Source organism: Paenibacillus oralis (assembly GCF_003863965.1).
GTDB lineage: Bacteria > Bacillota > Bacilli > Paenibacillales > Paenibacillaceae > Fontibacillus > Fontibacillus oralis.
In genome coordinates this window covers 784,943-791,922 of sequence record NZ_RRCN01000001.1, presented here as the reverse complement: position 1 = coordinate 791,922, position 6,980 = coordinate 784,943, and the positions used below count along the sequence as shown (strand labels likewise).

The window sequence follows — 6,980 nt, the reverse complement described above, 5'->3', positions numbered from 1 at the left end:
CACGCGTACCCATCCCGAACACGGCCGTTAAGCCCTCCAGCGCCGATGGTACTTGGACCGAAGGGTCCTGGGAGAGTAGGACGCCGCCAAGCAAGATAGAAGAGCACCGCCGATAACTCGGCGGTGTTTTTTTAATATCCGGCATGGTAGAGGGCAAATCGTAGGTAGAGAGGGGAGGAGAAGAAGGACCTGGCGGCTAAGGGACACCAGAGCCGTTATTTGAGGGAAAACGGAGGTTTGCAAAATGTAACGGACACAGATGACCTTATTTATCTCAAATCGGCCTGGATGAACGGGTTTAGAGCGAAATAGGGTCGCCTGTGTCCGTTAGAACGGGAAATACCCGGGAAATGAGCGGATAAGGTCATTTCAGTCCGTTAGGCGGGGTTACAGGGGGCCGGGAGGGCGAAGGGGGAGGCCTCGTGTCGCTAAAATGTCGAAAAAGCACGATTACAAGGCTGACAGGCCGTAAATCGTGCTTTTTGCTGTTTTGATACCTCCTGCAGCACGAATATTTTTGCCTCCGGTCGATCACACTGAAATTGATTGGGGAAGCCCTCTTGGCAAATCATTAAAATATGGTATAATGTGAATAAAGTCAAAGAAAGTCAAAGTCAACAGGGGCCCGGCGGCGCCATATGCTGCTGGTAGCTGGTATACAGTACAGTACAGTACAGCACAGCACGAGTTTTTAGGAGCTTCACGTTTGGAACAATGGAGGATGAGTGAATGCGTAATATCTCAGATATCATTGAAAAATATCTCAAGAGTATTTTGCATGAAAGTCCTGAAGGAACGATAGAAATTCAGCGTAACGATCTTGCCGACCAGTTTTCCTGCGTGCCGTCGCAGATCAATTACGTGATCAGCACACGGTTTACGCTGGAGAAAGGGTACCTGGTCGAAAGCAAGCGCGGTGGCGGCGGTTACGTGCGAATTCGGCGGATTGAACTGCCGGGTCCGACTTCGCTGCACACCCACCTGCAGCACACGATCGGGGACGAGATCGGGCAGACCGCGGCCGAAGGGCTTATTTATCAACTGGAAGAAGCCCGGTTTTTAAGCCGCCGGGAAGCGGCGCTGATGCGTTCCGCCATCTCCCGTGATGTCCTGGCGATCAAACTGCCGTACCGCGACCAGATTCGGGCAAAACTAATGAAAGCGATGCTGATTGCTTTGTTGAGTTAGGGGCAGCGTTAGGATTAAGCGCATGTTCAAAAAGGTCGGTTTTCAGCACCGAGAAGGTTGGATAGCAGTCTATCCCATAAAGGAGGGACACCTATGCAATGTCAAGAATGCGGCAAGCGCCCGGCAACCCTGCATTTCACCAAAATCGTGAACGGGGAAAAAACGGAGTTTCACATATGTGAAGCCTGTGCCCGTGAAAAGGGAGAAATGCTCCCGGGAACCTCGGGCGGTTTTTCGATCCACAACCTGCTGTCGGGTTTTCTTGATTTGAGCCCGTCAAGCAAAGGCCAGGTTTCCGGAACCAAAAGTCCCGAAACCGCGCGCTGTGAAGAGTGCGGCATGACCTATTCCCAGTTCAGCAAAATCGGCCGTTTCGGCTGCAGCTCTTGCTACAAATATTTCAACGACCGCCTGGACCCGCTTTTCAAAAGAGTACACGGCAACACGGTCCATGTCGGGAAGGTGCCGAAACGGACCGGCGGACGCATTCAAGTGAAGCGCAAGCTCGACGATCTTCGCCGCGAGCTGCAGTACCGGATTCTGCAGGAAGAATTCGAGGAAGCCGCAGCGCTTCGGGACCAGATCCGCGAGCTTGAGAAGAACATTTCCGCAGAGTAGGAGGGATGCAGGGTGTCAAAACTCCGTTTTACTGAACAGCCGCTAAGCGAGTGGATGAAGCGGGAAGGCAAACAGTCGGATATCGTGATCAGCAGCCGGGTAAGAATCGCCCGCAACCTGCAGCATCAGCCGTTCCCGATGCTGTCCACCAACCAGCAGTCCGAAGAGGTGCTGGAGCAGCTTCAAACCGTGCTGTCCGACGAGCGATTGAAGCCTTTCGGCAAGCTGCATCCAGTACTGCTTGCGGACCTCGACGATCTCGACAAGCGGGTATTGGTGGAGAAGCATCTGATCAGTCCCAACCTGGCGAACGAATCCAGAAACGGGGCGGTGTTCATCAGCGAAGACGAAAGTCTCAGCATTATGGTGAACGAAGAGGACCATTTGCGAATCCAATGTTTGTATCCGGGATTCCAGGTGCAGGAGGCTTGGGAAAAGGCGACGGCGATCGACGATATTTTTGAAGCCCATGTCGATTACGCCTTTGACGACCGCCGCGGCTTCTTGACCAGCTGCCCGACGAATGTCGGCACCGGCCTGCGGGCTTCGGTGATGATGCATCTCCCGGCATTGGTGCTGACGCAGCAGATCAACCGGATTTTGTCGGCGGTGTCGCAAGTGGGACTGACGGTGCGCGGCATCTACGGCGAGGGCAGCGAAGCGACGGGGAACTTGTTTCAAATCTCAAATCAGATTACACTAGGACAAAGCGAAGCGGAGATTATAGAAAATTTATACGGGGTTGTCCTGCAGATCATTCAGCATGAGAAAACAGCCAGAGAGAAGCTGATCGGGGAATCTCGGCTTCGGATGATGGACCGGGTGATGCGCTCCTACGGGATTTTGTCGCACGCCGCCATCATCGATTCTAAGGAAGCGGCGCAGCGGCTGTCCGATGTTCGGCTCGGCGTGGATCTCGGACTGATCGATTCGGTCCCCACGGAGGTGCTGAATGAATTGAACGTGCTCACGCAGCCCGGTTTTTTGCAAAAGAAATTCAGCGGCAGCATGTCCCCGGCAGAACGGGATATGTACCGCGCCAAACTCATTCGCGAACGAGTGGGTAAATAAAGGGTAGATTAACTATGGAGGTGTAGGAGAAGATGATGTTTGGAAGATTTACGGAACGCGCTCAGAAAGTGCTGGCCTTAGCCCAGGAAGAAGCCGTAAGGCTGGGACATAACAATATCGGCACGGAACATGTGCTGCTCGGCCTCATTCGCGAAGGCGAAGGCATTGCCGCCAAGGCTTTGATCGGGCTCGGACTGGGCCTGGAGAAAATCCAGGACGAAGTTGAAACCTTGATCGGCCGCGGACAAGAGCAGCCAACCAATATCGCCTATACGCCGCGCGCCAAAAAAGTAATCGAACTGTCGATGGATGAAGCGCGCAAGCTTGGCCATACTTACGTCGGCACGGAGCATATTTTGCTCGGACTGATTCGTGAAGGTGAGGGCGTCGCCGCGCGCGTGCTGAACAACCTCGGCATCAGCCTGAACAAGGCGCGTCAGCAAGTGCTGCAATTGCTCGGCAGCAGCGAAGCCGTCTCCAGTCACCACGGTGCGCCGACCAACGTAAACACGCCGACCCTGGACAGTTTGGCTCGCGATTTGACGGCTTCCGCCAAGGAAGGCAACCTGGATCCGGTGATCGGCCGCAGCAAGGAAATCGAGCGGGTCATTCAGGTGCTCAGCCGCCGGACGAAAAACAATCCGGTCCTGATCGGGGAACCGGGGGTTGGTAAAACGGCGATAGCCGAAGGTTTGGCGCAGAAAATCATCAACAACGAAATTCCCGAAACCCTGCGCGACAAACGCGTGATGACGCTCGATATGGGCTCCGTCGTAGCGGGAACCAAATACCGCGGTGAATTTGAAGACCGCCTGAAAAAAATCATGGACGAAATCCGCCAGGCCGGCAACATTATTCTGTTCATCGACGAATTGCATACCTTGATCGGGGCTGGCGGCGCGGAAGGCGCGATCGACGCTTCGAACATCCTGAAGCCGGCGCTGGCCCGCGGCGAGCTGCAGTGCATCGGGGCGACGACGCTCGACGAGTACCGCAAGTACATCGAAAAAGACGCCGCGCTGGAACGGCGCTTCCAGCCGATCACGGTCGACCAGCCGTCGGTGGAAGAAGCGATCCAAATCCTGCACGGGCTGCGCGACCGCTACGAAGCGCATCACCGCGTGAAAATCACCGATGAGGCGATCGATCAGGCCGTCAAGCTGTCCGACCGCTATATCCAGGACCGCTTCCTGCCGGACAAAGCGATTGACTTGATCGATGAAGCGGGGTCCAGAGTAAGGCTCAACACCTATACGGTACCGCCGAATCTGAAGCAGCTGGAAAGCCGGCTCGAGGATATCCGCAAGGAGAAGGACGCGGCCGTGCAAAGCCAGGAATTCGAAAAAGCGGCGGCGCTTCGCGACACCGAACAGAAAATCCGCGAAGAGCTTGAATTGACGAAAAACCAATGGAAAGAAAAACAGGGCCGTACCGATTCCGAAGTAACGCCTGAGGATATCGCCCAGGTCGTGGCCAGCTGGACGGGAATCCCCGTCAACAAACTGAAGGAAGAGGAAACGGAACGCCTGCTCAACATGGAGAATATTTTGCATGAACGGGTGATCGGCCAGGATGAAGCGGTGAAAGCCGTCAGCCGGGCGATCCGCCGGGCTCGCGCAGGCCTGAAGGACCCGAAACGGCCGATGGGTTCGTTCATCTTCCTCGGTCCGACGGGCGTCGGTAAAACCGAGCTGGCCCGGGCGCTGGCCGAAGCGATGTTCGGCGACGAAAATGCGGTGATCCGCATCGATATGTCGGAGTACATGGAGAAACACTCCACCGCCCGTCTCGTCGGGGCGCCTCCGGGATACGTCGGCTATGAAGAAGGCGGCCAGTTGACCGAGAAGGTGCGCCGCAAACCGTATTCCGTCGTATTGCTCGATGAAATCGAGAAAGCCCATCCGGAAGTGTTCAACATCCTGCTGCAGGTGCTGGAGGACGGCCGTTTGACCGACTCCAAAGGCCGGGTTGTCGACTTCCGCAACACGCTGATCATCCTGACTTCGAACGTGGGCGCCGAAGCGATCAAGCGCAATACGCGCCTTGGCTTCACGGCGGTGCAGGATGCGGGAGCGGATTACGATAACATGAAGGGCAAAGTGATGGAAGAGCTGAAGAAGAGCTTCCGTCCGGAGTTCCTGAACCGGATCGACGAGATCATCGTGTTCCATTCGCTGGAGCAAGAGCATATCGGCCAAATCGTCTCGCTTATGTCCGATGAGCTGCGCAAGCGGCTGCGCGAATATGACGTTGACTTTACGCTGACCGACAAAGCGAAGGAGTTCCTGGCCAAAGAGGGCTACGATCCCGCTTACGGGGCGCGACCGCTGCGCCGGGCGATCCAGAAGCACATCGAGGACCGCCTGTCCGAAGAGCTCTTAACCGGCAACGTCAAGAAAGGCGACTCGCTGACGATCGACGAAGAGAACGGCGAATTGACCGTTAAACGTACAGGAACTTTTGTCAAAAATGCGTAAATCTAGGCTGAAAAGTCCTTGACTTTTGCGTACGGCCTAAAAAAGAACCATGTTAAAGCCGATGAAATATATAAAAGGCAGCTTCCAAGCGGTGCTTTGGAGCTGCTTTTTTTCATCCAGTTTCTTTTTTTGCAAAGGCCTTAAAAACTTTACGCGAATTCTCAAAGAATGGTAAAATTTGAATATACATCAGCGGAACCGGATTTGCAAGATTTGTCATATTTTGCGTAGATGAGAAGGAGAGATAAATGGTTAAAGTAAAAACAAAGTTTTTTTGCGGCGAATGCGGTTACGAATCGCCCAAGTGGTACGGCAAGTGCCCGGGGTGCGGCGCGTGGAATTCGATGGTGGAGGAAACGGTGAAGACCGTTAGAACGCAAGGGCTGAATTCCGGGTTATTTCATGCGAAAGAAAAGCCGCTTTCGATCATAAATATAGAGAGCGGCAAGGAACCCCGGATTCAAACCGGAATCGGGGAATTAAACCGCGTGCTTGGCGGGGGAGTTGTCCCGGGATCGCTGGTGCTCGTCGGCGGAGACCCCGGAATCGGCAAATCGACGCTGCTGCTGCAAACGTCGCATGAATTGGCCCGGTCCGGGCTTAAAGTATTGTATATCTCGGGGGAGGAATCCGTACGCCAGACCAAGCTACGGGCGGAGCGCCTCGGCGCGCTTTGTCCCGAACTGTTCGTTTTGTGCGAAAGCAGCATGGACGGTATCGAAGAGGCGATCGAAAGCGTTGCGCCGGATTTTCTCGTCATCGACTCGATTCAGACGGTGTACCTGCCGGAGGTGACCAGCGCGCCGGGCAGCGTGTCGCAGGTGCGGGAATGTACGGCCCGGTTCATGCGCATCGCCAAAGGGCAGGGGATCGCCACCGTGTTGGTTGGCCATGTGACCAAGGAAGGCGCGATCGCCGGCCCGAGACTGCTTGAGCATATGGTCGACTGCGTGCTTTATTTTGAAGGGGAACGGCATCACTCTTACCGCCTGCTGCGGGCGGTCAAAAACCGCTTTGGCTCCACCAACGAAATCGGCATTTTCGAGATGAATGAATCCGGTCTGTCCGAGGTCGCCAACCCGTCGGAGTTGTTTCTGTCGGAACGGCCGCTTGGGGTGGCCGGCTCCACGGTCGTGGCCAGCATGGAGGGGACGCGGCCGATGCTGGTGGAACTGCAGGCTTTGATCGCGGCCACGCATTTTCCTTCCCCGCGCAGGATGGCGACCGGTGTGGATCATCAGCGCATGAACCTGATCCTCGCCGTGCTTGAGAAAAGAATGGGTATGTTCCTGCAAAATCAGGATGCTTACGTCAATCTGGCCGGCGGCGCCAAGCTGGATGAACCGGCGGTGGATCTGGCGATCGCGGTCAGCGTGGCGTCCAGTTTCCGCGATATACCGACCAAGCCGTACGACGTCATTTTCGGGGAGGTGGGCTTGACCGGCGAGGTAAGAGCGGTGTCCCGGGCCGAGCAGCGGGTCAAGGAAGCGGCCAAGCTGGGCTTTAAACGGGTGATTTTGCCGGAGAAGAGCATGAAAGGATGGAAAGGACCGCAAGGAATCGAGTTGATTGGCGTAAATACCGTTGCAGATGCGCTAGCTGTTGCGTTAGATTAGGGGGCATTGA

General features: G+C 55.4%; 5 protein-coding genes and 1 rRNA gene (1 of these 6 cut by a window edge). All 6 read left to right on the top strand.

Features of this window, described 5'->3' with window-relative positions; translation table 11 throughout:
* A 5S ribosomal RNA gene (gene rrf / locus EHV15_RS03845) occupies positions 1-92 on the top strand (it extends 25 nt beyond the left edge of the window).
* A 637-nt stretch (positions 93-729) separates the two neighbouring features.
* Complete coding sequence (locus EHV15_RS03840; RefSeq protein WP_128630072.1) at positions 730-1,188, top strand: CtsR family transcriptional regulator; 459 nt, start codon at positions 730-732, stop codon at positions 1,186-1,188.
* Positions 1,189-1,281: 93 nt separating this feature from the next.
* Positions 1,282-1,806, top strand: coding sequence for a protein-arginine kinase activator protein McsA (gene mcsA / locus EHV15_RS03835; RefSeq protein WP_128630071.1), 525 nt, complete (start codon positions 1,282-1,284; stop codon positions 1,804-1,806).
* A gap of 12 nt (positions 1,807-1,818) precedes the next feature.
* Positions 1,819-2,877, top strand: coding sequence for a protein-arginine kinase McsB (mcsB, locus tag EHV15_RS03830; protein ID WP_128630070.1), 1,059 nt, complete (start codon positions 1,819-1,821; stop codon positions 2,875-2,877).
* Between the two features lie 32 nt (positions 2,878-2,909).
* Positions 2,910-5,354, top strand: a complete 2,445-nt coding sequence (gene clpC, locus EHV15_RS03825) for an ATP-dependent protease ATP-binding subunit ClpC (protein ID WP_128630069.1) — start codon at positions 2,910-2,912, stop codon at positions 5,352-5,354.
* A gap of 248 nt (positions 5,355-5,602) precedes the next feature.
* Positions 5,603-6,970, top strand: a complete 1,368-nt coding sequence (gene radA / locus EHV15_RS03820) for a DNA repair protein RadA (protein ID WP_128630068.1) — start codon at positions 5,603-5,605, stop codon at positions 6,968-6,970.
* Positions 6,971-6,980 lie beyond the last annotated feature (10 nt).

What these genes read in the sequence shown, in the direction of transcription:
- EHV15_RS03840 (WP_128630072.1), top strand. Translation starts at nt 730, where the DNA reads ATGCGTAATATCTCAGATATCATTGAAAAATATCTCAAGAGTATTTTG.
- mcsA (WP_128630071.1), top strand. Translation starts at nt 1,282, where the DNA reads ATGCAATGTCAAGAATGCGGCAAGCGCCCGGCAACCCTGCATTTCACC.
- clpC (WP_128630069.1), top strand. Translation starts at nt 2,910, where the DNA reads ATGATGTTTGGAAGATTTACGGAACGCGCTCAGAAAGTGCTGGCCTTA.
- radA (WP_128630068.1), top strand. Translation starts at nt 5,603, where the DNA reads ATGGTTAAAGTAAAAACAAAGTTTTTTTGCGGCGAATGCGGTTACGAA.